At 29.3% G+C, this 23,580-nt stretch carries 41 protein-coding genes and 2 tRNA genes; all 43 read right to left on the reverse strand.

Annotation, left to right across the window (positions count from 1 at the left end):
* Nucleotides 1-330 precede the first annotated feature (330 nt).
* The gene (locus AAHF53_RS04345; RefSeq protein ID WP_342189608.1) at nucleotides 331-711 is read right to left on the reverse strand and encodes a hypothetical protein; all 381 of its coding nucleotides are present in this window, start codon (nucleotides 709-711) and stop codon (nucleotides 331-333) included.
* 59 nt (nucleotides 712-770) lie between these two features.
* Entirely contained in the window at nucleotides 771-1,184 is a 414-nt protein-coding gene (locus tag AAHF53_RS04350) for a hypothetical protein (protein ID WP_338968340.1), read from the reverse strand.
* 157 nt (nucleotides 1,185-1,341) lie between these two features.
* Entirely contained in the window at nucleotides 1,342-1,743 is a 402-nt protein-coding gene (locus tag AAHF53_RS04355) for a hypothetical protein (RefSeq protein WP_342189609.1), read from the reverse strand.
* Between the two features lie 223 nt (nucleotides 1,744-1,966).
* Nucleotides 1,967-2,329 (reverse strand): ribosome hibernation-promoting factor, HPF/YfiA family, encoded by a 363-nt coding sequence (gene hpf, locus AAHF53_RS04360; RefSeq protein WP_342189610.1) that lies wholly within the window; start codon nucleotides 2,327-2,329, stop codon nucleotides 1,967-1,969.
* 261 nt (nucleotides 2,330-2,590) lie between these two features.
* Nucleotides 2,591-2,947 (reverse strand): hypothetical protein, encoded by a 357-nt coding sequence (locus AAHF53_RS04365; RefSeq protein ID WP_342189611.1) that lies wholly within the window; start codon nucleotides 2,945-2,947, stop codon nucleotides 2,591-2,593.
* A 30-nt stretch (nucleotides 2,948-2,977) separates the two neighbouring features.
* On the reverse strand, nucleotides 2,978-4,027 hold the full coding sequence (locus AAHF53_RS04370; protein WP_342189612.1) for a YitT family protein: 1,050 nt from the start codon (nucleotides 4,025-4,027) through the stop codon (nucleotides 2,978-2,980).
* A 147-nt stretch (nucleotides 4,028-4,174) separates the two neighbouring features.
* Nucleotides 4,175-4,250, reverse strand: a tRNA-Ala gene (locus AAHF53_RS04375).
* Between the two features lie 5 nt (nucleotides 4,251-4,255).
* A tRNA-Ile gene (locus tag AAHF53_RS04380) sits at nucleotides 4,256-4,332 on the reverse strand.
* A gap of 38 nt (nucleotides 4,333-4,370) precedes the next feature.
* Complete coding sequence (rpsI, locus tag AAHF53_RS04385) at nucleotides 4,371-4,772, reverse strand: 30S ribosomal protein S9 (RefSeq protein ID WP_338968328.1); 402 nt, start codon at nucleotides 4,770-4,772, stop codon at nucleotides 4,371-4,373.
* Nucleotides 4,773-4,780: 8 nt separating this feature from the next.
* Nucleotides 4,781-5,227: a 50S ribosomal protein L13 gene (gene rplM, locus AAHF53_RS04390; RefSeq protein ID WP_338968327.1), complete on the reverse strand. Its 447-nt coding sequence runs from the start codon at nucleotides 5,225-5,227 to the stop codon at nucleotides 4,781-4,783.
* Between the two features lie 162 nt (nucleotides 5,228-5,389).
* Nucleotides 5,390-5,560: a hypothetical protein gene (locus AAHF53_RS04395; protein WP_342189613.1), complete on the reverse strand. Its 171-nt coding sequence runs from the start codon at nucleotides 5,558-5,560 to the stop codon at nucleotides 5,390-5,392.
* Between the two features lie 70 nt (nucleotides 5,561-5,630).
* Nucleotides 5,631-6,365, reverse strand: a complete 735-nt coding sequence (truA, locus tag AAHF53_RS04400) for a tRNA pseudouridine(38-40) synthase TruA (protein ID WP_342189614.1) — start codon at nucleotides 6,363-6,365, stop codon at nucleotides 5,631-5,633.
* A 5-nt stretch (nucleotides 6,366-6,370) separates the two neighbouring features.
* Nucleotides 6,371-7,294, reverse strand: coding sequence for an energy-coupling factor transporter transmembrane protein EcfT (locus AAHF53_RS04405; RefSeq protein ID WP_338968319.1), 924 nt, complete (start codon nucleotides 7,292-7,294; stop codon nucleotides 6,371-6,373).
* Nucleotides 7,295-7,307: 13 nt separating this feature from the next.
* Nucleotides 7,308-8,204: an energy-coupling factor transporter ATPase gene (locus tag AAHF53_RS04410; RefSeq protein ID WP_342189615.1), complete on the reverse strand. Its 897-nt coding sequence runs from the start codon at nucleotides 8,202-8,204 to the stop codon at nucleotides 7,308-7,310.
* On the reverse strand, nucleotides 8,189-9,064 hold the full coding sequence (locus tag AAHF53_RS04415) for an energy-coupling factor transporter ATPase (protein ID WP_342189616.1): 876 nt from the start codon (nucleotides 9,062-9,064) through the stop codon (nucleotides 8,189-8,191). The genes AAHF53_RS04410 and AAHF53_RS04415 overlap by 16 nt, the downstream gene beginning before the upstream one ends.
* A 120-nt stretch (nucleotides 9,065-9,184) precedes the next feature.
* Complete coding sequence (locus AAHF53_RS04420) at nucleotides 9,185-9,937, reverse strand: hypothetical protein (protein ID WP_342189617.1); 753 nt, start codon at nucleotides 9,935-9,937, stop codon at nucleotides 9,185-9,187.
* A gap of 410 nt (nucleotides 9,938-10,347) precedes the next feature.
* Nucleotides 10,348-10,563: a hypothetical protein gene (locus AAHF53_RS04425; RefSeq protein WP_342189618.1), complete on the reverse strand. Its 216-nt coding sequence runs from the start codon at nucleotides 10,561-10,563 to the stop codon at nucleotides 10,348-10,350.
* A 234-nt stretch (nucleotides 10,564-10,797) separates the two neighbouring features.
* Nucleotides 10,798-11,118, reverse strand: coding sequence for a hypothetical protein (locus tag AAHF53_RS04430; RefSeq protein WP_342189619.1), 321 nt, complete (start codon nucleotides 11,116-11,118; stop codon nucleotides 10,798-10,800).
* Nucleotides 11,063-11,305 (reverse strand): hypothetical protein, encoded by a 243-nt coding sequence (locus AAHF53_RS04435; protein WP_342189620.1) that lies wholly within the window; start codon nucleotides 11,303-11,305, stop codon nucleotides 11,063-11,065. Before AAHF53_RS04435 ends, AAHF53_RS04430 begins: the two co-directional genes overlap by 56 nt.
* Before the next feature lie 413 nt (nucleotides 11,306-11,718).
* Nucleotides 11,719-12,078 carry a 50S ribosomal protein L17 gene (rplQ, locus tag AAHF53_RS04440; RefSeq protein ID WP_338968237.1) on the reverse strand — a complete coding sequence of 120 codons (360 nt, stop codon included), beginning with the start codon at nucleotides 12,076-12,078 and terminating at the stop codon, nucleotides 11,719-11,721.
* 17 nt (nucleotides 12,079-12,095) lie between these two features.
* Nucleotides 12,096-13,046 (reverse strand): DNA-directed RNA polymerase subunit alpha, encoded by a 951-nt coding sequence (locus AAHF53_RS04445; protein ID WP_338968239.1) that lies wholly within the window; start codon nucleotides 13,044-13,046, stop codon nucleotides 12,096-12,098.
* 3 nt (nucleotides 13,047-13,049) lie between these two features.
* A complete protein-coding gene (gene rpsK, locus AAHF53_RS04450) occupies nucleotides 13,050-13,439 on the reverse strand; it encodes a 30S ribosomal protein S11 (protein ID WP_338968241.1) in 390 nt (129 codons plus the stop codon).
* 20 nt (nucleotides 13,440-13,459) lie between these two features.
* Nucleotides 13,460-13,828, reverse strand: a complete 369-nt coding sequence (gene rpsM, locus AAHF53_RS04455) for a 30S ribosomal protein S13 (RefSeq protein ID WP_338968242.1) — start codon at nucleotides 13,826-13,828, stop codon at nucleotides 13,460-13,462.
* Nucleotides 13,829-13,844: 16 nt separating this feature from the next.
* A complete protein-coding gene (gene rpmJ / locus AAHF53_RS04460; RefSeq protein ID WP_215825765.1) occupies nucleotides 13,845-13,958 on the reverse strand; it encodes a 50S ribosomal protein L36 in 114 nt (37 codons plus the stop codon).
* Between the two features lie 26 nt (nucleotides 13,959-13,984).
* Nucleotides 13,985-14,218, reverse strand: a complete 234-nt coding sequence (gene infA / locus AAHF53_RS04465; protein WP_342189621.1) for a translation initiation factor IF-1 — start codon at nucleotides 14,216-14,218, stop codon at nucleotides 13,985-13,987.
* Nucleotides 14,219-14,989 carry a type I methionyl aminopeptidase gene (gene map / locus AAHF53_RS04470; RefSeq protein WP_342189622.1) on the reverse strand — a complete coding sequence of 257 codons (771 nt, stop codon included), beginning with the start codon at nucleotides 14,987-14,989 and terminating at the stop codon, nucleotides 14,219-14,221. It abuts the gene before it with no gap.
* Nucleotides 14,990-14,994: 5 nt separating this feature from the next.
* Nucleotides 14,995-15,636: an adenylate kinase gene (locus AAHF53_RS04475; protein WP_342189623.1), complete on the reverse strand. Its 642-nt coding sequence runs from the start codon at nucleotides 15,634-15,636 to the stop codon at nucleotides 14,995-14,997.
* Nucleotides 15,637-15,654: 18 nt separating this feature from the next.
* Entirely contained in the window at nucleotides 15,655-17,034 is a 1,380-nt protein-coding gene (gene secY, locus AAHF53_RS04480) for a preprotein translocase subunit SecY (RefSeq protein WP_425289531.1), read from the reverse strand.
* Complete coding sequence (gene rplO, locus AAHF53_RS04485; protein WP_338968254.1) at nucleotides 17,031-17,468, reverse strand: 50S ribosomal protein L15; 438 nt, start codon at nucleotides 17,466-17,468, stop codon at nucleotides 17,031-17,033. Before rplO ends, secY begins: the two co-directional genes overlap by 4 nt.
* A gap of 2 nt (nucleotides 17,469-17,470) precedes the next feature.
* Nucleotides 17,471-18,100 carry a 30S ribosomal protein S5 gene (gene rpsE / locus AAHF53_RS04490; RefSeq protein ID WP_342189625.1) on the reverse strand — a complete coding sequence of 210 codons (630 nt, stop codon included), beginning with the start codon at nucleotides 18,098-18,100 and terminating at the stop codon, nucleotides 17,471-17,473.
* An 18-nt stretch (nucleotides 18,101-18,118) separates the two neighbouring features.
* A complete protein-coding gene (gene rplR, locus AAHF53_RS04495) occupies nucleotides 18,119-18,475 on the reverse strand; it encodes a 50S ribosomal protein L18 (protein ID WP_342189626.1) in 357 nt (118 codons plus the stop codon).
* Nucleotides 18,476-18,509: 34 nt separating this feature from the next.
* A complete protein-coding gene (rplF, locus tag AAHF53_RS04500) occupies nucleotides 18,510-19,052 on the reverse strand; it encodes a 50S ribosomal protein L6 (protein ID WP_338968259.1) in 543 nt (180 codons plus the stop codon).
* A gap of 11 nt (nucleotides 19,053-19,063) precedes the next feature.
* Nucleotides 19,064-19,465 carry a 30S ribosomal protein S8 gene (gene rpsH / locus AAHF53_RS04505; RefSeq protein ID WP_342189627.1) on the reverse strand — a complete coding sequence of 134 codons (402 nt, stop codon included), beginning with the start codon at nucleotides 19,463-19,465 and terminating at the stop codon, nucleotides 19,064-19,066.
* Nucleotides 19,466-19,482: 17 nt separating this feature from the next.
* On the reverse strand, nucleotides 19,483-19,668 hold the full coding sequence (locus AAHF53_RS04510; RefSeq protein WP_342189628.1) for a type Z 30S ribosomal protein S14: 186 nt from the start codon (nucleotides 19,666-19,668) through the stop codon (nucleotides 19,483-19,485).
* A 16-nt stretch (nucleotides 19,669-19,684) separates the two neighbouring features.
* A complete protein-coding gene (rplE, locus tag AAHF53_RS04515; RefSeq protein ID WP_375315738.1) occupies nucleotides 19,685-20,224 on the reverse strand; it encodes a 50S ribosomal protein L5 in 540 nt (179 codons plus the stop codon).
* A 19-nt stretch (nucleotides 20,225-20,243) separates the two neighbouring features.
* Complete coding sequence (gene rplX, locus AAHF53_RS04520) at nucleotides 20,244-20,555, reverse strand: 50S ribosomal protein L24 (RefSeq protein WP_338968264.1); 312 nt, start codon at nucleotides 20,553-20,555, stop codon at nucleotides 20,244-20,246.
* A 1-nt stretch (nucleotide 20,556) separates the two neighbouring features.
* Entirely contained in the window at nucleotides 20,557-20,925 is a 369-nt protein-coding gene (gene rplN / locus AAHF53_RS04525) for a 50S ribosomal protein L14 (RefSeq protein WP_338968266.1), read from the reverse strand.
* Nucleotides 20,926-20,942: 17 nt separating this feature from the next.
* Nucleotides 20,943-21,206 carry a 30S ribosomal protein S17 gene (rpsQ, locus tag AAHF53_RS04530; protein ID WP_338968268.1) on the reverse strand — a complete coding sequence of 88 codons (264 nt, stop codon included), beginning with the start codon at nucleotides 21,204-21,206 and terminating at the stop codon, nucleotides 20,943-20,945.
* Entirely contained in the window at nucleotides 21,190-21,756 is a 567-nt protein-coding gene (gene rpmC, locus AAHF53_RS04535) for a 50S ribosomal protein L29 (protein WP_342189630.1), read from the reverse strand. The genes rpsQ and rpmC overlap by 17 nt, the downstream gene beginning before the upstream one ends.
* Entirely contained in the window at nucleotides 21,756-22,238 is a 483-nt protein-coding gene (rplP, locus tag AAHF53_RS04540; RefSeq protein ID WP_338968271.1) for a 50S ribosomal protein L16, read from the reverse strand. Before rplP ends, rpmC begins: the two co-directional genes overlap by 1 nt.
* Before the next feature lie 2 nt (nucleotides 22,239-22,240).
* Nucleotides 22,241-22,918, reverse strand: coding sequence for a 30S ribosomal protein S3 (gene rpsC / locus AAHF53_RS04545; protein WP_342189631.1), 678 nt, complete (start codon nucleotides 22,916-22,918; stop codon nucleotides 22,241-22,243).
* Nucleotides 22,918-23,265, reverse strand: coding sequence for a 50S ribosomal protein L22 (gene rplV / locus AAHF53_RS04550; protein WP_338968274.1), 348 nt, complete (start codon nucleotides 23,263-23,265; stop codon nucleotides 22,918-22,920). Before rplV ends, rpsC begins: the two co-directional genes overlap by 1 nt.
* 15 nt (nucleotides 23,266-23,280) lie before the next feature.
* Nucleotides 23,281-23,553, reverse strand: coding sequence for a 30S ribosomal protein S19 (gene rpsS, locus AAHF53_RS04555; RefSeq protein ID WP_215825748.1), 273 nt, complete (start codon nucleotides 23,551-23,553; stop codon nucleotides 23,281-23,283).
* Nucleotides 23,554-23,580: the final 27 nt, after the last annotated feature.

Consider the following 23,580-nt stretch of genomic DNA (forward strand, 5'->3'; position numbering starts at 1 on the left):
ATATGCAAATTAAGTATATATTTCTTATGTATGATTTTTGTTGTAAAAAATTATTTTAATGTTGTTTTTATAAGCATTTTACTTAGTTTTTATAACCTTTTATTAAGAATATGTTTGTTAATATTAAATATTTTGTTTTATTAATTATTTTTCAAGTAAAAAGGTAATAAATTTTTAGTTGCTTTTCTTTCAAAATTATTCAAATCTTTACCCACCTAACAAAACTTTATGCGCCCTAAAATTATTTTTAAAAAGAAAAATACACTTACATTTGTAAATGTATTTCAAAATTAATATGATTAAGATTTAAATATTACTAATGACTAAAATCTAAGTTGCTACTTTTTTAGTAAAATTATATTTAACAGTTTTGGATGCTGTTCCTTTTCCTTCTAATGCCTTAACAGTAATATCGACAGTGGCAGTAGTACCTGTTACATCAATTTCACCAGGATCAACAAAATCAATCTGGGCAATCGCTTCATCAATTTGCAATCCTATCTTAATCAGTATATCATATACAATTAGACCGGTTAAGTCATGCGAAACCCACCATTTCTCATCAACATCTTTTATTTCCACAGTATCTGGTAACGCATTAATACGAGCATCAATACTTTTTAAACTACAAGATACGGTCGGCATTACTGTCATCAATGTCATGGGGGTTAATGTTAAGGTTGCTAAAAATGATATAAAACTTTTTTTCATATTTAATTCTCCTTTGCATGTATTGTTATATAAGTTATATTACTGGGAAATCACTAATTTTACAAGATATTAGTTAAAAAGAGTTGCTTATCTGCTTTCATTGTAAAAATATATTTAACTTCTTTTTTTGCTTTCCCTTTATTTGGCATTGCTCGCACAGTAATCGTTAACTCCACAACATTATGGGATGTATCAAACGGAGAACTTTCATCAAAGTTTAAATTAGCTCTCGCTTCATTTAAATCCATTCCAAGTTTTTCTATCAAATCCATAACAGCATATAATTGCAAACCAAAAGAATTTCACTTGGCCGGAGAAATATCTTTTATTTCCACAGTATCAGATAAACTACTAATCCGACTATCTAAACTTCCTGACTGTTTCATCTCAGTATTGCTACAACTTACTAATGGCATCACAATAATTAGTGGTGTTAATGTCAAACTTGCTAAAAACGGTATAAGTCACTTCATAAATAATTAATCCCTCTTTCCAAGTTTTGTTATATAAACATTTTACTAACAAATATTAGTTTTTCAAGGAATTTAATTAATAAATAATTTTTATAAAAAAAATACACTTACAACTGTAAGTGTATTTTCTTAACACTTTTTCTAAATTACGATATTACTATCCTGTTTGAGTAACTTTAATTGTAAATTCTTTTGAAAATGTTTCATCAGCAGCATCTTTTGCTTTTACACTAAATTTAACTTCAGCACTTTTAGTTGGTCCGGGAGCTGCTGGAAGTGCTCCAACTAATGCTGCCTCAGCCGCTTTAGCGCTCTCATCCGCAGCTTTAACTTTCGTATCAACTTTTGCCTGAATCGCTGCAAGAATAGCATCATCTTTTCATCCTGCTGCGTCAGCAACTGCAAAAGCATCAGCTTCTTCAAACGTAATCTTATCAATTGCTTTATCAGTAACTGTAGTTGCTGCGGCTTTTTTTGTGCCACAACCAATAATTGGTAATGCTACGATAGCAGGAAGTCCTGCTAAAGCTGTTATTAATCTTAATCCTGATAATTTCATATTTAATTCTCCCTTTTCATTTATTTTACTATATATGTTATTTTACTTTGAAATTTTATTTTTACAATAACTTCTTTGGTTATTTTATACAAAATAAACATTTAATTTCCAAATACTAATTTATTAAATTAACCCATCACCTCCACTAAGAGTTAAATCTATGGGTTAATTATAGCAATAAATTTTTAAAATAAAAGATATTTTATCTAATTTAATAATGGCATTAGATATCCTCATCTAATGTTAAATCAACCGGAAATTCTACTTTCGTAAATTTTTCTTTACCCCGTGGAATTCAACGGTCCTTCATTCTTCGTAATTGTTCTTCTAACTTATGACGCACCTCATCAATAGCAACATATAAATCAATATGCTGACCTTCAGCGTGTAAATGATTACTCTTTCCTTTTAAATCAAGAACAACACGAACTCGACTTAAATTTTCTTTATAAGTTCTTACTTCAACATGAATAGTATCATCAAGATTAATAATTTTATATTTACTAATTTTTTCTAAACTATTAATAATGCGTTCACGAATCGCCTCAGTTACTTCAATATTTTTACCACGAATAACGAATTGCATTTATAAACCTCCTTATTTATATTATATTATTTTTTTATTAAAAAATATCTAAATCTTATTTTTTATTGCGTTTAATAAAAAAATAATATAAGTATAGACCAAAACTAACAAAATAGAGAATATAACCTAAAAATGGTAAAAAATACACACTTTGTAAATTAATACGATGGAAAATATAAACATAATTTCAACCACTAATTTCACGATTTTTTTGAACAATAAATAAAATTAACAAAATAAAACCAATTAAAACCATAATTGTTAAAAAAGATATTGTAGAAATAATACGCTTTTTTTGGAAATTCCTTTCATCATATAAAAAATCCCAGCTAAACTATAAACAATAATATTAATTATTAGCACAATTAAAGCTAAAAACTCTGGTGATGTCATTAATCTTTGAAAAAAAAGACTATTACCAGAAGTAAAAAATACCATTGCTAATAACGATGTTAAATTATTTCTTAAAACAAATTCTGGTTTACCATTATGAATAATAGTTTCCTTTTCCGTTAAAATAACAATTGGTAATGAAAAAATTATTAAAATAATCGCAATTGCCATCGTAATAAATTTCCAATCAACTATTTTTAAAAATCTTAGAAAACCTTGCTTCATTGGTCAACTCCTTGGTTAGCATTTTGAATATTAATTAAACCTTTGAATATTAAAGGTACCATAAACCATCGTCACGGGAATAACAACAATAAACGCTTTATTATCAATTCTTGTTACATTATATTTAACTTTTTTATATTCTATTAAAGAAATTGTCGCAAAAATTGTTCCCGAAACCTTACCACTCTTAATATCATTAGAACTAATTAAAGTAGTATCATGAGGATATTCATGAGTTTTAAAATATTCACAAACATCTAATGGTAATTTTGTAAAAATCATCACATTAACTAATTTAAATTTTGGATAAATAAAATTAGTAACAACAGTACTAATCGTTGCAAAAATAATTGATACATATAAAGTAAAATTTTTAAAAAAAGCATAAATTAAATTATCTTCATTTTTTTGCACAAAGTATTTAATTAAAATTGCTAAAACAATAATTGCATAATTCATATATTTTTGAAATTTACCAACACCTTGTTTTTTTCACACTGCTAAATAAGCAGCTAAAAAATCTGAACCACCAGAACTACCACCAGCAATAAAAGCAATTGCGATAGCAAAACCTCAAATAATTGAACCAATAAAAGCATAAATAAAAGCCGCTAAAGTCATCACTGCTTTTCCCGTATCAGTATCCTTAGGTAAAATTAATTCTTCCATAATTTTTAATTGATCTAAAATCGGAATTGCTCGTAAAATAAAGTTTCATGCTGTTTGCATTAACATAAAAAATAAAGTATAAACAGTAAAATATCGGCCAACTTTAAAATATCCAAAAATTACAAAAGGAATATTTAACATTAAAACAACAATGTAAAACCACATCGCTTGCTCTTTAGGTGATGAAAAAATTGAATAAACAATAATTTGCGATATCCCACTAAAACCACCATTGTAAAAACCTACGGGATTAATAAAATAATTAAAAGTTAAAGTTAATAGTAATGCTGCTAATGTTAGCAATAACAAACTTCTCATAATGCGAGTAAATTTAGTATTATGAATTTTTTGAAAAAATAATTTCACTTGCTTGGAAAAACTAGGCTTTTTAAACTTTACTCTTTTTTTCATTACAACAAGTCTCCCAAATACATTACATCTAGTAATAAAACAATTTTAACAATAAATAAATTGTTGTAAATGATTTTAACAAAAAAACTTAATTTTATTTATTATTCAAACAATAAAATTAAGTTTAAGTCATTAATGAAATTAAAATGGTGGACCCGAACGGGATTGAACCGCCGACCCCCTGCGTGCAAGGCAGGTGCTCTCCCAGCTGAGCTACGGGCCCATCAATGGTGGGACTAAGTGGACTTGAACCACCGACCTCACGCTTATCAAGCGTGCGCTCTAACCAACTGAGCTATAGTCCCATTAAAGCATATATTTGAGATATATGCTAAAATATAAATTATCTTTTTGAAAATTGCTTTCCTGCTCGGGGACCTTTTAATCCATACTTATCTCTTTCTTTAATTCGTGAATCACAAGTTATTAAACCTTTTTGCCTTAACTTCATCCGATAATCTGGTGAATATGCTAATAATGCTCTTGCAATACCTAATCTCGTAGCTCCAGCTTGACCGCTAAAACCACCACCATTAACTTTAACATTAATATCAAAGCTTTCTTTCATATCCGTTACCAATAATGGTTGTTCTAACTCTTGGATTAATGTTGCATAAGGAAAAAAAATAAGTGCCGGTTTATTATTAATAGTAATATTCCCTTTTCCTGAAGTTAATACTACTTGCGCTACTGATTTTTTTCTTCTACCCGTACCACGATAAATAATTTCTTTTTTTATTTTCATTAAATCGATTAACTCCCTTCTTCTTGTAATACTAATAGTTTTGGCATTTGAGCACTATGCGGGTGCTTTTCACTATCATAAACAAATAAATTTTTACCTTGTTTTCTTCCCAAACTAGTATGCGGTAACATTCCTTTAATAGTTCTTTCAACCATCTCAATTGGATACTTATCTTGCATTACCTTAGCTGTTCGCACTCTCATACCCCCAACAAAACCAGAGTGATTATAATATTTTTTATTATTCAGCTTATTACCACTTAATATTACTTTATGAGCATTAATAATGATAATATTATCACCACAATCAACATGGCTGGTAAATGTTGCTTTATGTTTACCTCTTAAAATACTTGCTACTTTTGTTGCTAAGCGTCCTAAAATTAAACCGCTGGCATCAATAATGTATCATGTTTTTTTCACATCTTGTGAATTAATAATTGTCGTTTGTCGCATTTATATCTCTCCCTTTGCATTTTGCTCTTGTACCGAAGCTATAATGCATAAAAGCAATAAAATTATATAACAAATGTTTCGCTAATGCAATGAAAATAATAATTTTTAGTAAAAAATACTTCCTAAATTAGGAAGTATTTTTTACTAAATTTTTTAAAATCACTATTGATTTTCTTTTTCACTGTTTTCATTTTCCATATCCTGATTATCGTGGTCATCGTGTCCATCATTTGGATGATGCTCTTGTTGTTCATTAGAATTTGGCATCTCATTATTTTCTTCTGGCATTGTACCATTACCATTACCATCAATCATATCATTTAAAATAATCATTTCTTCACCTCCTATTAAACTTAATTATAAACTTTAAGAAAATTAATTAAAGGTAAATTAAAATAAAAATTTAATACTTAATATTCATTAAATACAACCCTTCACCAGATACTTGATATTTAGTTTTCAAAGCTAAAGGATTTAATAATTTTTCTTGCAACTGTGTTAACGATATTTTTCCTTCATAACAAGCTAAAATACTGCCAACAATCATTCTTACTTGATGACGAATAAAACTTGTGGCTTTAATAATAATTATCACTAAATCTTGATGTTTTTTAATTTTAATACTCTTAATATTTCGCACCCGATTAATAGTTTCCTTATCTTTTAATAAAGAAAAATTAGAAAAATCATAAGTTCCAACAAAAATCTTAGCAATCTTTTGTAAATTTCTTTTTCGTAACGGTTTGTTATATTGATAAATATATCTTTGTTGAAAGACATTGTAAGACCCACAATTAATCTGATAATGATATGTTTTCAAAACACATTTTTTTCGCACATGAAAATCATTAGCAACAATGCAACAATTAGTAATATAAATATCATTAGGTAATTTATTATTTAAAATTCATTGTAATTGTTTTGGTTCTAAGACAATATTAAATGATAATTTAACTTTTTGGTCATAACTATGAACTTTTTTATCGGTACGACTTGCTACTTGAATTTTAAACTCACAATTAAAAGCACTAGTAATAACTGCCATTAATGAACCTTCAACAGTAATTTTATTATTTTGACGGGCCCATCCCCAATATTTGCTACCATCATAACTAATGGATAATAAATAAGAAACCATTATTTTTAATATTCTATTAAGCGTCAAACAAACTGATCAACATAACGCATCGGTTTTCAAACATCACAATGATTTAATCATTCACTACCAATATTAGTAGATAACACCACCACTAATGCTAAAAAACAAAGAATTAAAATTAAAATGAATACATCTAAAAATCCAATCCGATATTGACGAAATCGCGTTCTTTTTTGATGGGGGTCATAACCCCGAGCATCCATTGCATAAGCCATATCCTCAGCTTTTTGAAATGATGATACTAGTAAAGGAATAATTAAAGAAACGATGGACTTAATTTTATCTTTAAATTTACCATTTTTAGAATCCATCCCTCTTGATGCTTGTGCTTTTTTAATTCGCATTGCTTCTTCAAATAAAGTTGGTAACATTCTTAATGCCATTGAAATGATAATTGAAATAATATGAACAGGAATTTTAATTAACTTCAAAGGTCACATTAAATCTTCCAAAGCTAATGTTAAATCCAATGGTTTTGTTGTTGATGTCAAAATCGTTGTTACTAAAACCATCAAATAAATTCTTAATGAAATATATAATGCCGTTAAAATCGCTTTTCAAGACACAATAAGAATCTTAAACTTAGCTGGTTGATATATGAGACCCACTGTCTCTCAAAGTGGTTGTTTATCCGCATTAAATTCAGGTTTAATAAGAAAAAAATTTAATACTAATAATACTAAAGTTACAAAAATAACAAACTTAAACAAAGAAAATAATAATCGCAATGGTAATTTAGAAATAAAGAAAATACTAATAATTACTGTTCCGGTTAAAATATAACCGGTAAAACCAGTATTAATAAAAACGGCTGCAATTAAAGCAATTATTGATAGCATTTTAATTCTAGGGTCAAGGCGATGAACAAGAGAATTATATGGTAAATACCGTCCAAATGATATATTCATAAATTAACTCCTTCTACTTACTATTAATTCTTTGTGCTAATTGGGTTACTAAATCTTCAACAGTCCGAGCATTGATATTACTAGTATCAAAACCATTATCTTTTAACTTTTGTAAAAAATGAAAAATTTTTGGTGGTTCAATATTAATTTCTTTAATTAATTGAGCATTAGCAAAAAGACTAACCGGATCACTTTGATGATACAATTGACCATTTTTTAAAACAACAACTTCATCGGCATATTGCAAAACATGATCCATATTATGAGTAACAAGAATAATGCGTTTTTTATCTTGTTTATTAAACTTAAAAAATAACTTCATTAACTCTTCTTCCCCATCAGGATCTAACCCAGCTGTTGGTTCATCTAAAATTAAAGTATGACCTTCAATCGCCAAAATTCCAGCAATCGCTACTCTTCTTTTTTGACCACCAGATAAATCAAAAGGCGAACGCGTTAAATATTCTTGACCTAATCCCACAAGTTCTAAATACTTAGCAGCTCTAAGTCGGGCTTCATCCTTTTTAATTCCAAAGTTTAAAGGACCAAACACAATATCCTTTTCAATTGTTTCTTCAAATAATTGATATTCCGGAAATTGAAAAACTAACCCTACTGATTTTCGTAATAATTTTTGCTTTTTAATTTTTCTCTGCTTTGCTTTAATCAGAAAATCACCAACAATAATTTGCCCAGCTGTTGGAATTAACAATCCATTCATATGTTGAATTAAAGTTGATTTTCCACTACCAGTTGAACCAACAACCGCCGTAATAATAGAATCCTTTATTCACAGATTAACATCTTTTAAGGCTTGAAATTGAAATGGACTTTTAGGAGCATAAATATAACTAACATTATTAAATTTAATTAAATTCGATGGATTATCAATAATTATTTTTTTTGACATATTTGTTGTACCAATTCCTCTTCATATAATGTTTCGTCAATATTAACACCATACTTTTTTAATCCATAAGATACTTTTAAAATAAAAGGAATATCTAAATGAATACTTCTTAAAAAATCAACTTCTTTTAAAATTTCTTCTGGTTTACCAAAACGAACAACTTTTCCTTTATTCATTACTAATACCTTATCAGCATTAATAATTTCATCCATATCATGGGTAATTGAAATAATTGTTTTTTCACGCGATTCTTTTAATTGCACCATAATTTCTTTTACTTCTCTTTTTCCCTTAGGGTCTAACATACTAGTAGCTTCATCAAAAATAATTAATTCTGGAGTTAATGCTAAAGCCGAAGCAATCGCTACGCGTTGTTTTTGACCACCTGATAATAATAATGGTTCGTGATCTAAATAACTTTCCATCCCTACCATTTGTGAATATTTCATAATAATATCCGGCATCAATTTTGGGTCAACACATTTATTTTCTAAACCAAAAGCAATATCATCACGAACTGTTGAACCAATAAATTGATTATCCGGATTTTGAAAAACAATTCCTAATTTACGCGAAATTAATTGACTATTTTCTTTAGTTACTAAATTACCAAATATTTCAATACTACCTTTTTGTGCTTTTAAAACGCCAATAATAATTTTTGATAAAGTTGATTTCCCACTACCATTATGACCAATAATAGTTATATACTCGCCGTGATTGATACTAAAACTAACACCATCTACCGCATTAGGATAACTCACCCGATATTTAAATTCAATATCTTGTACTTTTAAAGCAATATTATTTTTTCTTGTTAATGTTTCCAATTTTTCGTGGGCTTTTTTTTTCTTTCTCATTAATATACTCCTAAATATCTAAATAATTAATATTTAACTATTTAATTTTAACACACTAATAAAAGAATGTTAAATAGGAAACATTAAGCACACATTAATCGCTACTAAATAAAAGATAATTTATTGATATTTATAATTGATTTTCAGCTTCGTTTTTTGCTTTCTATTTTTCAACATTCGTTTTTTACTTTGTTGATTTTTTTTTGCTTTTTTTATTAACTTCTTTTCATTTTTCTTATTTTCTTGTTTACGCTTTTTACTTATTATTTTTAATTCACTTCTTAATTGTTTTAATTGTTCACAGCATTTTTGCTTTGCCTCTTGATTTTGAATTCTTTCTCTTTTTTTAATTATCTTTAACGCTTGTTTTGTTTTTCGGCGTTCTTTAATAAATTGTTTTTTTTCTTCACCTTGAAGACTTCGTCTTTTCTTAATTAACTTTATTTCTCTTTTTAAATTTATTTGTGCTTGTTTACAGTCTTGTTTTTCTTTCTTAATTTCTCTTGTTCTTTTCTTTTTATTAATTCTTAGTTCTTGCTTTAATTTTTTGCTTTCTGCTTGATATTTTTGTTTTTCTTGTTTTTTTTCAACTTTAATATTGCGTTTAACTAATTTTAATTTTTTTCTTAACACAAATCATTCTTGAATTGTTAATCTTGCTTTCTTATTTTCACTACTCTTTTTCTTTTCAATTAACTTTAATTCTTTTCTGATTTTTTTCTGTTCATTTTTGGATTTTATTCGTTCTTGTTTTTTTTCAATATTTCTTTTATGCTTAATTAGTTTTAATGCTTTTCTTAACTTGCTTTGTTTTTCAATACTTTGCTTTTCATTATCTTCATTTTCATTATTATCAAAATTTGTTTCTAACATCCTTATTCTTCCTAACTCCTAACATTTTTATTAACTTATTTATTGCTTTTTTATTATTCATCCATATGTTTCATTACCTTTCAATTGATTTAAAGAAATTAATTAATTTGATTATCAATATAAGAAAAATAGTTTTTTCTTCAAGAAGAAAAAACTATTTTCAAAATTAAACTTTTTTATTGCAGAGTACATTCCTGAACTGCTCGATTTTACTTAATTAATTTCTCTAAACCTATTATGCAATAAAATAACAAAAGAATAAACTATAAATATTATGTACCTTCATGGATTTTAACAATAACATATGCTACGGTTTTTAGTGTTTCATAAATTGTCATAAAAATTAAATATAAAATTCGAACTAAATAAATTCATTTAATTAATTTAGCTTCATTAGCAGTTAACAATGATTACGCAAACTTATATACGGGTTGCATTGCCCAAATATAAAAATATATCGGAATACTAATTGTTAAAATAAAACAAATACTAGCAACGATACCAATAACAATTATTGCTTGATGTGGATTAGCATTACCAAATAATGCTTGACTATTAAGAATTAATAGGGCGCATAAAGTTTTGTTAGGTGGGTAAAGATTTGAATAATTTTGAAAGAAAAGCAACTAAAAATTTATTACCTTTTTACTTGAAAAATAATTAATAAAACAAAATATTTAATATTAACAAACATATTCTTAATAAAAGGTTATAAAAACTAAGTAAAATGCTTATAAAAACAACATTAAAATAATTTTTTACAACAAAAATCATACATAAGAAATATATACTTAATTTGCATATTGAAATAATTTATAGTAAATGACTATTTTTTCTTTTTTAAAAAATACCTAAGAAAACTAAACGCGACCAATTAATAAAACCAAATTAATAATAAGAAATGATGTTACCACTAATGCTAAATTAACAATTAACGACCATCCAAAACTAAGAAATAATTTTCTTCCTTGTGAAGTAGAATATGCTACTTCCCCAGCTTTAGCTAAAGTATATAAACTACTACGATGATAAGTTCAAGGTAATATTTTAACTATTAAATGATGTGGTTGTTGCTTTTTGTAATGAAAAGGCGTTAATTGAAAAAACTGACTTTTAATTTCATAACTAGTAGTTTTTTGAACTTTTTTCCCAACAAAACCAAACTTCTTTAAAATAAGCATCAACAAATTCTTTTCCTATTAAATTAGCACTGTTAGTATTTCTAATAATTGATGAATATATTCAAGTAGCAAATCAAGTTATTAATAAAATTCCAACTAAAATCCCAAAAACTATTAATGCTATTAATAGTCCTATGGGAATATTACTAGCGATATTTATTTCCAAAAATAATGTTTTTAATTGCATATTATGCTCCTTTAATAAAATTATGACAATATTTTATCATATATTGCAACAACAAAAAATAACCTCAGTATTTATTGGTCGCGTTTAGTTTTCTTAGGTATTTTTTAAAAAAGAAAAAATAGTCATTTACTATAAATTATTTCAATATGCAAATTAAGTATATATTTCTTATGTATGATTTTTGTTGTAAAAAATTATTTTAATGTTGTTTTTATAAGCATTTTACTTAGTTTTTATAACCTTTTATTAAGAATATGTTTGTTAATATTAAATATTTTGTTTTATTAATTATTTTTCAAGTAAAAAGGTAATAAATTTTTAGTTGCTTTTCTTTCAAAATTATTCAAATCTTTACCCACCTAACAAAACTTTATGCGCCCGTATTTATTGAGGTTATTAATCGGATTTATTATTTAAACTAATTCAATATAAACCATTGGGGCATTATCGCCTTTACGGTCATCAGTTTTTAAAAGTCTCGTATAGCCCCCAGATCTTTCATTATATCGCTTAGCAATATCAGTAAATAATTTTTGTAAAACTGTTTCTGTTTCATTAACATCAATATTTCGTAAAATACTTGATGCTTGTCTTCTAGCATGCAAATCTTGTCTTTTTGCTAAGGTAATTAATTTATCAATTGTTTTTCTTAATTCTTTAGCTCGTTTTTCAGTTACAAGCAATCTTTCATGAACAACTAATTCTGTTGCTAAATTACGCATTAATCCTTGTCTTCAGCTAGTATTTTTACCGCGTTTTTGAATAAATGACATATTCTTTGTTCCTCCTTTTATTCTCGTTTAAAAGTTAGCCCTAATGCTAATAATTTCTCTTTAATTTCATTAAAGGATTTTCTTCCTAAATTTTTCGTTGCTAAAATATCATTTTCTGTTTTATCAGTTAAATCACCAATCGTAACAATTTCTGCTCGTTTTAAACAATTATATGAACGCACCGTTAAGTCTAATTCTTCAATCGGTTTTTCTAATTCATCTGTTTCTTGTTTTTCAGAAATAGAAATAATTTCTAATGATTGTGCTTGTTCACTTAAACTAACAAAATGTTCTAAATGAGCAATTAAAATCTTCGCAGCAATCGCAATTGCTTCTACAGGAGTAACCGAACCATCGGTTGTTAATTCTAAAACTAATTGCTCTAAATCAGCACTTTTTCCCACTTTAGTTGGTTCAACACTATATTTAACATTAACAATTGGTGAATAATTAGAATCCATAGGAATAATCCCAATATTAGTAATTAAGCGTTTATTATCATCAAATGATTTATAACCACGAGAATTTTGAGCATACATTGTCATTTCTAATTTACCACCTTTAGCAACAGTAGCAATTAAATAATCACCATTTAATATTTCAACTCCTAACGGACAAACAATCATTGAAGCTAATACTTCACCAGCTCCAGCATCTACTTTTAGTGAAACACTTTCTTCTTCTTTAAAAACAGTACTATCAATTTTTAAAATAATACCTTTTAAATTTAAAATAATTTGAGCAACATTTTCAACAACCCCTTTAATTGTTGAAAACTCATGACTAGCCCCTTTAATATCAACACCATAAATTGAAGCTCCCGGTGTTGCTGCTAATAAAGTTCTTCGTAAAGCGTTACCAATAGTATTACCAAATCCTCTTTCTAATGGTTCTACTATAAAGCAACCGAAATTTTTACTAGTACTTTCAGTTTGTAATTTAAAATTTGGTCTAACAAATTGTTTCATTTATTAACCTCTTGGCCTTTTAGGGGGACGACATCCATTATGAGGAATTGGTGTTACATCTTTAATACTTGTAATTTCTAAACCAGCTGCTTGTAAGCTTCTAACAGCAGCATCTCTTCCAGGACCAGGTCCTTTACACTGAACTTCAATCGTTCTCATTCCATGTTCCATTGATACCTTAGCAACTTGTTCTGCTACCATTTGTGCAGCATAAGGGGTTGATTTCTTTGTTCCTTTAAAACCAATTGCACCAGCCGCACATCAAGCAATAACATTGCCTAATTCATCAGTCATTGTTACAATTGTATTGTTAAATGTTGAATGAACATGGGAGATTCCTTTTAAAATATTCTTTTTTTGTCTTTTCTTTGCAACTTTTTCTATTTTTGCCATCGTGTTACCTCCACTTCTTACTATTTTTTCTTATTAGCAACTGTTTGTCTGCGATCTCTTTTTGTTCTGGCATTTTGTTTAGTAGATTGACCATGAACTGGTAAACCTTTACGATGACGAATACCACGATAACAACCAATTTCCATTAATCGTTTAATATTTAATTGGGTTTCGCGTCGTAACTCACCTTCTACTTTATAATCTTTAGATATTTCTGTTCTAATATTTGTTAGTTGCTCTTCTGTTAATTGTTTAACACGAATATTTTTATCAATACTACATTGTTTTAAAATCTTTTGAGCATTTGATAAACCAATCCCATAAACATATGTTAAAGCAACAACAACTCTTTTATCATTAGGGATTTCTACTCCTGCAATTCTTGCCATATTTAACCTCCTATTTTTAACCTTGTCTTTGTTTGTGCTTTGGAGTTTTACAAATTACTCGCACACATTTTTTTCTATTAATTATTTGACATTTATCACAAATTTTTTTAACTGATGATCTTACTTTCATTTAATTTTTCTCCTTTTACTATTTTTTTACTTATGACGATAAGTAATCCGCCCACGTTTTAAATCATATGGAGAGAGTTCAATAATTACTTTATCACCTGGTAAAATCCTAATGAAATTCATGCGAATTTTACCAGAAACGTGAGCTAAAATAACCGCATTGTTTTCTAATCTTACCTTAAACTCAGTATTAGGTGAACATTCAATAACAATCCCTTCCACTTCAATAATATTTTTATTTTCTTTTTCTTTGGTGGCCATTTAATTCCCTTCTTCCATTGAGTGTGGATTAGCAGTTAAAACTTCATATCCCTTTGCAGTTACTAGAATTGTATGTTCAAAATGAGCTGAATATGTACCATCAAGGGACACAACTGTTCAATTATCACTTAAAACTCTAGTTTCATCAGTACCAATTTGTACCATTGGTTCAATACAAATTGTCATTCCTGCCACTAGTTTTAAGCCATAGTCATATTTACCATAATTAGGAATATATGGTTCTTCATGTAATTGTTTACCAATCCCATGTCCCGTATAATTTTTTGGTAAATGATACCCTTGTTGCTCAACAAATTGTTGAATTGTTGCCCCAATAGTACCAATTCTAACGCTCGGAGCAATAATTGCTATTGCCTTATTTAAGGCTTCTTCCGTTACAGTAATTAACTTTTGATATTTCGCTTTAATTTGACCAACGCCAACAGTAATGGCCGCATCCGCAAAGTGTCCATCAACAACAGCACCAGCATCAATTGATACTAAATCACCTGTCTTAATAATTTGATTATTAGCAATTCCATGAATTAATTCATTGTTAATAGAAACACAAATATGATTAGGAAAACCATAATAACCTTTAAACGCTGTTTTAGCATTATTTTCTTTTAACACTCTTGCTGCTATTATATCAAGATCGCGTTTTTTTATTCCGGGAATAATTGCCTTTTTAACTTCAGCTAACATTTTAGCAACTACTTTTCCCGCAGCACGCATTGCCTTAATTTCCAACTCATTTTTAACAGTAACCATTTATTTTACACACTATCTAAAATACTTTTAATACCATTAAATACTAATTTACTTGACTGATTAGCATCAACAACATGTAATAAGTTTTCTTCTTGATAATACTCTACTAAAGGTAAAGTCTCATTCAAATAAGTTTGAATTCTAATTTTAGCTTTTTCTTTCGTATCATCATCGCGCTGAATTAATGATGCACCATCATCATCACATTGCATCGCAATTTTAGGTTTATTAACTAATTTGTTATATGTTCGATTACAAGTCGGACAAACTAAGCGATTAGTAATCCGATCAATTAAATGTTCTAAGTCAGCTTCTAAATAAATAACAAAATCAATTTGTTGTTCTTTTTTTTCTAAAATCTCTTGCAACGCATGCGCTTGTTTAAGCGTTCTTGGAAAACCATCAAGAATAAAGTTTTCGCTTAAATTATCAATGGTTTCTCGCACAAGATTAATGACTTGTTCATCAGGTACTAATTTCCCTGCATCTAAATATTCTTTAGTTTTTAATCCCAATGGTGAATTATTTTTTATCGCTTGACGAATAATATCTCCTGTTGATAAATGTATCAAACGGTATGCCTCACATAACTTTTGTGACTGAGTTCCTTTACCACTTCCGGGTGCTCCTAAAAAGATTAAATTCATTTTAAATACCACTCTCTTTTATCATATATTTTTACTTTGATTTTCATCCCTTTTAAATTGAATATACGATTGTTGCGTCAAATGTCCTTGAACTTGACGAATAACTTCAATTGCAACACCAACCATAATAATAACTCCTGTTCCACCAATTGCTAACATTGGCGGTAAATTTGTTAATTTAGAAATTAATGTTGGCAATATGGCAACAAAAGCTAAAAAGATACTACCAACAACACTTAAACGATTTAAAGTTGATTTAATATATTTCTCAGTTTCTTTTCCTGGTTGAATTCCAGGAATAAATGTACCATTCTTTTGAAAATTCTCTGCCATTTGTTCAGGATTAATTTGTACTTGAGAATATAAGAAAGTAAAGAGAATAATTAAAATCGCAAAAATGCTCATTCCTGACCATGAATCTAATGCCAAATAAGTCTCAGTAAAATTAGTAAACCCTGTTCCTTCGGGATTATTAGCTTTAACAATTTGGGCAATTGTTAAAGGTGCTGTTATAATTGCTGAAGCAAAAATCACGGGAATAACACCAGCCGAATTAATTTTTAACGGCAAATACGGTGCTTTTTCACTTTTTAACGCTAATCCACTTCCCGTCTGTTGAATCGGAATTCTTCTTTCTGATTCAGCAAAGAATACAACCATTAAAATTACTAAAAGAAATCCAACCATATAAAGTAAAAACTTTAAAAACCCACTAAAAACAACTATTGCTTCACTTTGACCACCAACTCAAAATTGAAAAGTTTTAGCAATATTAAATGGTAAACTAGAAGCAATTCCAGCAAAAATAACTAAAGAAACACCATTACCAATTCCACGAATTGTAATTTGATCAGCTAGTCAAAGAATTAAGAATGTCCCTCCCAAAAACAATGTTGGTACCAAAATATAATAAAACACTGCCGATGTAGCAATATTTCCAGCATCTGCTTCTTGCCATTTAAGACTAATAATTTTTTGTTGTGCTAAGGTCATAATTGTCGCAAAACCTTGCATAATGCCAAATGGCAATGTTAATCATTTAGTTAATGAATCTAATTTTCGTTTCCCTTTTTCTCCTGATTTGGCTCAACGAGATAATCCTGGAACTAAATCAGTAGACAATAATTGGACAATAATAGAAGCAGTAATGTATGGCGATAACCCTAAAGCGAAAAGTGAAAATCGATCAATAGAGCCTCCACCTAACATTGCAATCAAATTAAAAAATTCTCTTGAATCCTTATTAGATTCATTAAGGTTTTTATTTATATTAACCCCTGGAACAGTAATTAATGCTCCCAAACGAATAATAAATAAAACCAATAATGTAAAAGCTAATTTTAATAAAATATCTTTATTATTACGATAAAATCTTTTAATGGTTGTTATCACTATTAAATCACCTCGGTTTTACCATTAGCCTTCTCAATAGCATCTTTAGCAACTTTTGAAAACTTATGAGCTTTAATAACTAATGCTTTACTAATTTTACCATTAGCAAGAATTTTTACTAATGATTTTTCACTATTAATTAATTTTTTGCTTTTTAAAACTTGGGGAGTAATTTCAGTTACATCTAATTGTTCTAAAGCACTTAAGTTAACAATTTCATATTTTTTCTTTGTAAAATTGGTAAAACCGATTTTAGGAATTCTACGAAATAAAGGCGTTTGTCCACCTTCAAATCCAGGACGAACACCACCACCACTTCTAGCATTTTGACCTTTATGTCCTTTACCAGAAGTTTTTCCATGTCCTGAAGATGTTCCTCTTCCAAGGCGTTTTTTATCTTTACGAGATTTTTCAGTATATTTAAGTTCATGTAATTTCATAATTATTGTTCCCTTGCTAGTGATTTTTCACTAACTTTTTCTTTAATTTCTCGTAAACTATACACTTGTTCTTTAGTTCGCATTTGTTTTAAACCATCCATTGCTGCTCTAATCATAATAAGTGAGGTATTAGAACCTAATGACTTAACATAAATATCTTGAACACCAGATACTTCAATTAAAGTCCGAACTGGACCACCAGCAATAATTCCCGTACCTTTTCTAGCAGGTTTAATTAATACTCGGCCCCCACCATAATGACCAATAACCTCATGAGGAACAGTAACCCCAACCATTGGAATCATAAAAATATTTTTCTTAGCAGCTTTTGCTGCTTTTTTAATAGCATCGGGTACTTCATTAGCTTTACCAGTAGCAAAACCAACTTTTCCCTTATGGTTACCAACAATAACTACTACTGAGAAACGAAAATGTCGCCCCCCTTTAGTTACTTTAGTTACCCTTCTTACTTTAACGACCTTTTCTTCAAACTCTTCAACCGGTTTTTGAAAATTAGCGTTTGGTTTTTTAGTTCATCGTTTTTTATTTCGTTCACCATCACTACCTCGATTAGCAAAATTAGGCTTAGTTGGTGATGTCGTTAAATTTTGTTGATCTTTTTTTTCTTGCATTAACATACTTCTCCTCTACTAAAATTTCAATCCATGTTCTCTTGCAGCCTCCGCAAACGCAGCAATTTTTCCGTGATACAAGTACCCCCCACGATCAAAGACCACAGTGGTAATATTGTTTTCTAAAGCTTTCTTTGCTAACATTTCTCCCAGAAGAGTAGCACTAGCTTTATTTAAATTGCTCTTACCTGTACCTGCCATTTGCAAAGTTGAGTAAGAAACTAGTGTCCGGTGCTGACTATCATCAATAATTTGTGCATAAAGATTCTTATTAGAACGAAATACATTAAGTCGGGGTCTTAATTCAGAACCAGTTATTTTTTTACGAATGCGAAAATGTCTAATTTTTCTTGCTTCATAGCGATTTGATTTCATTTTTAACTCCTTTGAAAGTAATCTAGACTATTGTCTATTTACCTGCTGATTTCCCTTCCTTACGAATAATGTATTCATTATCATATTGAATTCCTTTACCTTTGTACGGCTCTATTCGTCGAAAAGCACAAATATTGGCTGCTACTTGTCCAACTAATTCTTTACTAATTCCTGAAACAATAAGTTCTGTTGGTTTAGGGCAAACAACTGTTACTCCTTCAGGGATAGTATATTGAATCGGATGTGAAAACCCTAAACTTAAATTTAGTTTATCACCCTGAATATTAGCACGATATCCCACCCCATTAATTAATAATCTTTTACTAAAACCAGTAGTAACACCTGTTAACATTCCTTCTAACAATGAATTAGTAGTTCCATGTAATTGCTTAGTATGTTTTTGTTCATTCGGTCTGATAGTTTTAATCGTTTGGTTTTCAACGATAATAGTAATTTTTTGTGGTAATTGTTTATTGAGTGTTCCTTTAGGTCCTTTAATAGTTATGATATTATTTTTTGCAACATTTATTTCAACGCCATCTTGTACAGATAGAATGCGATTACCAATTCTTGACATAATTTATCACCCTATCAAACAAAGGCAAGAACTTCGCCACCTAAACGATTTTCTCTTGCTTTTGCATCAGTCATAACTCCAAGTGATGTCGAAATAATTGCAATTCCTAAACCATTTAAAACCTTTGGAATCTCACTATTTTTAACATATACTCTAAGACCTGGCTTAGATATTCTCTTTAAACCTCAAATTACCCTTTGACTTGCTTTATATTTTAATAAAATATCAATTTTACTATGAGTTCCATCTTTGGATTTCTCATTAATTTTAAAATCGGTAATATACCCTTCTTCTTTCAGAATTTGAGCAATTTGCAATTTTATATTAGAATTCGGAATGCTTACCTTTTTAAATTGTCGCTGGTTAGCATTGCGAATTCTTGTTAGCATATCGCTAATTGGATCTGTCATCATATTTTACTAACTACCTCCTATCATGAAGCTTTCTTAAGCCCAGGGATTTGCCCTTTATTGCCAAATTCACGAATACATATACGACATAATTGAAACTTTTTTAATACTGACTTTGGTCGGCCACAATTTTGACAACGAGTGTATACGCGAACTGCAAACTTAGGAGTTTTTAATTGTTTTACTTTTAGTGATTTTTTTGCCATCAGTTTCTTTCCTCTCCTATTTCTTAAATGGTGCACCCATTTTTTTTAGTAAAGAAAATGATTCATTTTGATTATTACTAGACATTACAATAGTAATACTCATTCCTCTTGTTTTTACAACTTTGTCGTAATCAATTTCAGGAAAAATCAATTGTTCTTTAATTCCTAATGTGTAGTTACCCTGTTTATCAAAACCAGCTTTATTTAAACCACGAAAATCACGAACCCGAGGTAAATTAATATTAAATAATTTATAAAGAAAGTCATACATTTTAGTACCCCGTAAAGTTACTTTACACCCAATTGGCATTCCTTCTCGTAACTTAAAACCAGCAATTGATTTTTTTGCTCTAGTTATTACTGGTTTTTGTCCGGTAATTAAGTACAATTCTTGCATTACTATTTCAATATTTTTACTGTTACTAACAGCATCACCAATACCAACATTAACAACTACTTTGATAATTTTAGAAACTTGCATTGTAGAAGTAAAATTATATTCTTGCATCATTTCCTGAATAATTCCATCTTGATATTGTTTTTGTAAATAATTCATCAAATTTTAACTCCTTCAATTAAATTCTTGTCTTGGTTTTACGAGCAATCCGATATTTTTTACCATCTTTAATCTCATAACCAATTTTAGTTGTTTTAGTTTTATCTTTACTATCTAGTAAAGCAACATTGGAAAGATGAATGCTTGCAGGAATTTCTTTAATTCCCCCTTCATCATTTTGGGTTGGTTTTTGGTTTTTTTTAATTGTAATGCCTTCAATTTCCACACGAAGTTTTTTCTTTAAAATATTAGTAACTGGTCCTTTAAAACCACGGTGTTTACCAGCAATAACTAATACTTGGTCACCTTTTTTAATTTTTATTTTTATCATCTTATATCACCTCAGTTGCTAAAGAAGCAATTTTATTAAATCCTGCTTCTTTTACTTCTCTAGCAATCGGACCAAAAATTCTTGTTCCTCTTGGCATTTTATCATCTCTAATAAGAACAGCTGCATTTTCCGAAAACTTAATATATGTACCATCACTTCTGCGAACAGCTTTTTTAGTACGAACAATAACAGCTTTAACAACTTGTCCCTTTTTAACAGTTCCCCCCGGTGTTGCTTGTTTAACTGAACAAACAATAACATCACCAACACTTGTAAATTTACGAACCGAACCACCTAAGTTCCGAATTACTAAAATTACTTTTGCTCCTGTATTATCAGCGACCCTTAATTGAGACTCAGTTTGAATCATAATCTATACTTCCTTTTCTATAAAATAATTGCTTTTTCAACAATTTTTACTAAACGAAAGCGTTTAGTTGCTGATAATGGTCTTGTTTCCATAATTAAAACACGATCACCCTCTTGGGAAGAATTGTCTTGATCATGAGCTTTAAACTTTTTTGAATATTTAACGCGTTTTTTATATATCGGATCATTTTTATATGTTTCTACTAAAACAGTAATTGTCTTCTCCATTTTACTAGAAACAACAATACCCGTATAAACTTTACGGTTATTTCTTTCCATCATTATCGCCTCGCTTTTCATCAGTTTTTGTATTAGGGGTTATTGTTGCTGCTTTAGATTTAGTAACTTTTGCTGTTTTAACACTAGATTCTTTACTATCTTTACTTGTTATCGGCTTAGAAGCTTTCTTTTCTTCCATAACTGGTGCTCCACCATCTTTAACTTTTTTAATTTCCTTTGCCACTAATTTTTGATTTTCCAGTTCAATTTGTTCAGTAACAACATCATCTTGCTTTTCAACAACTAATTTCTTTTCTTTAAGTTTTGCTTTCTCTTCAACAACTTTAGTTTTTTGATCAATTTCTTTTTGTAATGTTTCAGAAATAATAACTTTTTGTTGATTCAATGGTTTAACAACTTCACCAGCATCTTTTCTCATTTGTAAATGCGTTAATATTCTAGCAACTTCTCTTCGTAATTCTTTAATCCGATGAGGCTTTTCTAATTGTCCAGTTGCTGATTGAAATCTTAAGGCAAACAATTCTGCTTTTAATTCTTCAGCACGATGTTGTAAATCATTAATGCTTTTATCTTTAAATATCTTCTTTGCCATTATTCTTCACCTCGTTTAACGATTTTACATCTGATTGGCAATTTATGCATTGCCAGTCTTAATGCCTCTCTTGCTACTTCTTCAGTAACACCAGCAACTTCAAACATAATTCGTCCTTTTTTAACAACAGCAACAAACTCTTCAGGAGACCCTTTTCCAGAACCCATTCGCACTTCAAGTGGCTTTTTAGTTTTCGCCATCTGCGGAAAAATATTAATTCAAACTTTTCCGCCTCGTTTCATATATCTTGTCGCTGCAATTCTTGCTGCTTCAATTTGTTTTGAAGTAATTCAAAGACCTTGTAATTCAGGTTTTTTTTGTACTTGATCAGTATTGACAACAATACTTCTTTTAGGCATAACTAATTTGCCAACTGCTTGTAATCCATATTCACCAAACGAAACCTTAGTTCCTCTTGTTGCTTTGCCTTCATAAGAAACACGATGCGGACGGCGATATTTAGTTCGTTTTGGCATTAACATAATTACTTCGCCTCCTTAACAGAATTTTTCTTTTCTGGTAAAATTTCACCCTTATAAATTCAAACCTTAATTCCAATCAAACCATAAGTTGTTAACGCTGATGCTTTAGCATAATCAATATCACTTCGCAAAGTTGCCAAGGGAACACTTCCTTCAGCATAACCCTCACTACGAGCCATATCAACACCGCCAAGTCTTCCCGACACTAAAGTTTTAATTCCCTTCGCTCCAGCTTTCATTGCTTTACGGATTGCTAATTTTTGTATCGTTCTAAACGATGCCCGATTAACAATTTGTTGCGCCATATTTTCAGCAACAAGTTGGGCATTCAAATCAGGAACTTTGATATCAACAACATTAATCTTAATGTCTAATTTACTATTAGTTGTCAAACCAATTGCGCGCCGAATAGCTTTAATAATATTTTCAATATTTGAACCTTCTTGTCCTAAGACAACACCCGGACGCGAAGAATGAATGAACAGCGTAATATTTTCTTTCGTGCGTTCAATTTCAACTTTAGCAATTGCTGCATTTTTCCATTTTTTCAAAATTACTTTACGAATTTTAATATCAGAATGTAATCAATTAGCAAAATTTTTATCTTTAGCATATCATCTTGAGTCTCAGTCTTTATTAATACCAAGTCGTAATCCATGTGGACTTGCCTTTTGCCCCATTATTGATTACCTCCCTTTTTGTCTGTTACGACAATTGTAATGTGACTAGTTCTTTTTAATATTTTATAAGCTTGTCCATGATCTGATGGTCGAAACCGTTTTAAAGTTGCACCCTCACTCACTAAAACCTCTTTAATTAATAACGCATCCCCATCCATCGCATAATTATTTACCGCATTAGCAATAGCCGATTTTAGAAGTTTAAGTACTGGCTCACTAGCTTTTTTATTAGTATTCATTAAAATCGCTAAAGCATCAGTAACTGGTTTTCTTCTTATTAATTCAGCAATTAATTGCACCTTTCTGGGGGCAATTCTAATTGTTCTTAAAATAGCTTTTGCTTCCATATTTTAAACTCCTTACTATTTCTTCTTCTTATCATTTCCGTGCCCACCAAACGATCTTGTTGGTGCAAATTCACCAAATTTATGACCAACCATATCTTCAGTTACAAAAACCGGAACATGCTTTCTACCATCATGAACAGCAACTGTATGATTAATGAAGGCAGGAGAAATAGTAGAGCGACGCGATCAAGTTTTCATTACTTCTCTTTTATTATTACTATTCAACAACTCAACTTTTTTCAATAAATGTGACGCAATATATGGTCCTTTTTTTAATGATCTTCCCATCCTTAACGATTTCCTTTCATAAGCATT

The organism is Spiroplasma endosymbiont of Dilophus febrilis (assembly GCF_964030685.1).
In the GTDB taxonomy this organism is placed as follows: Bacteria; Bacillota_I; Bacilli_A; order Mycoplasmatales; family Nriv7; genus Nriv7.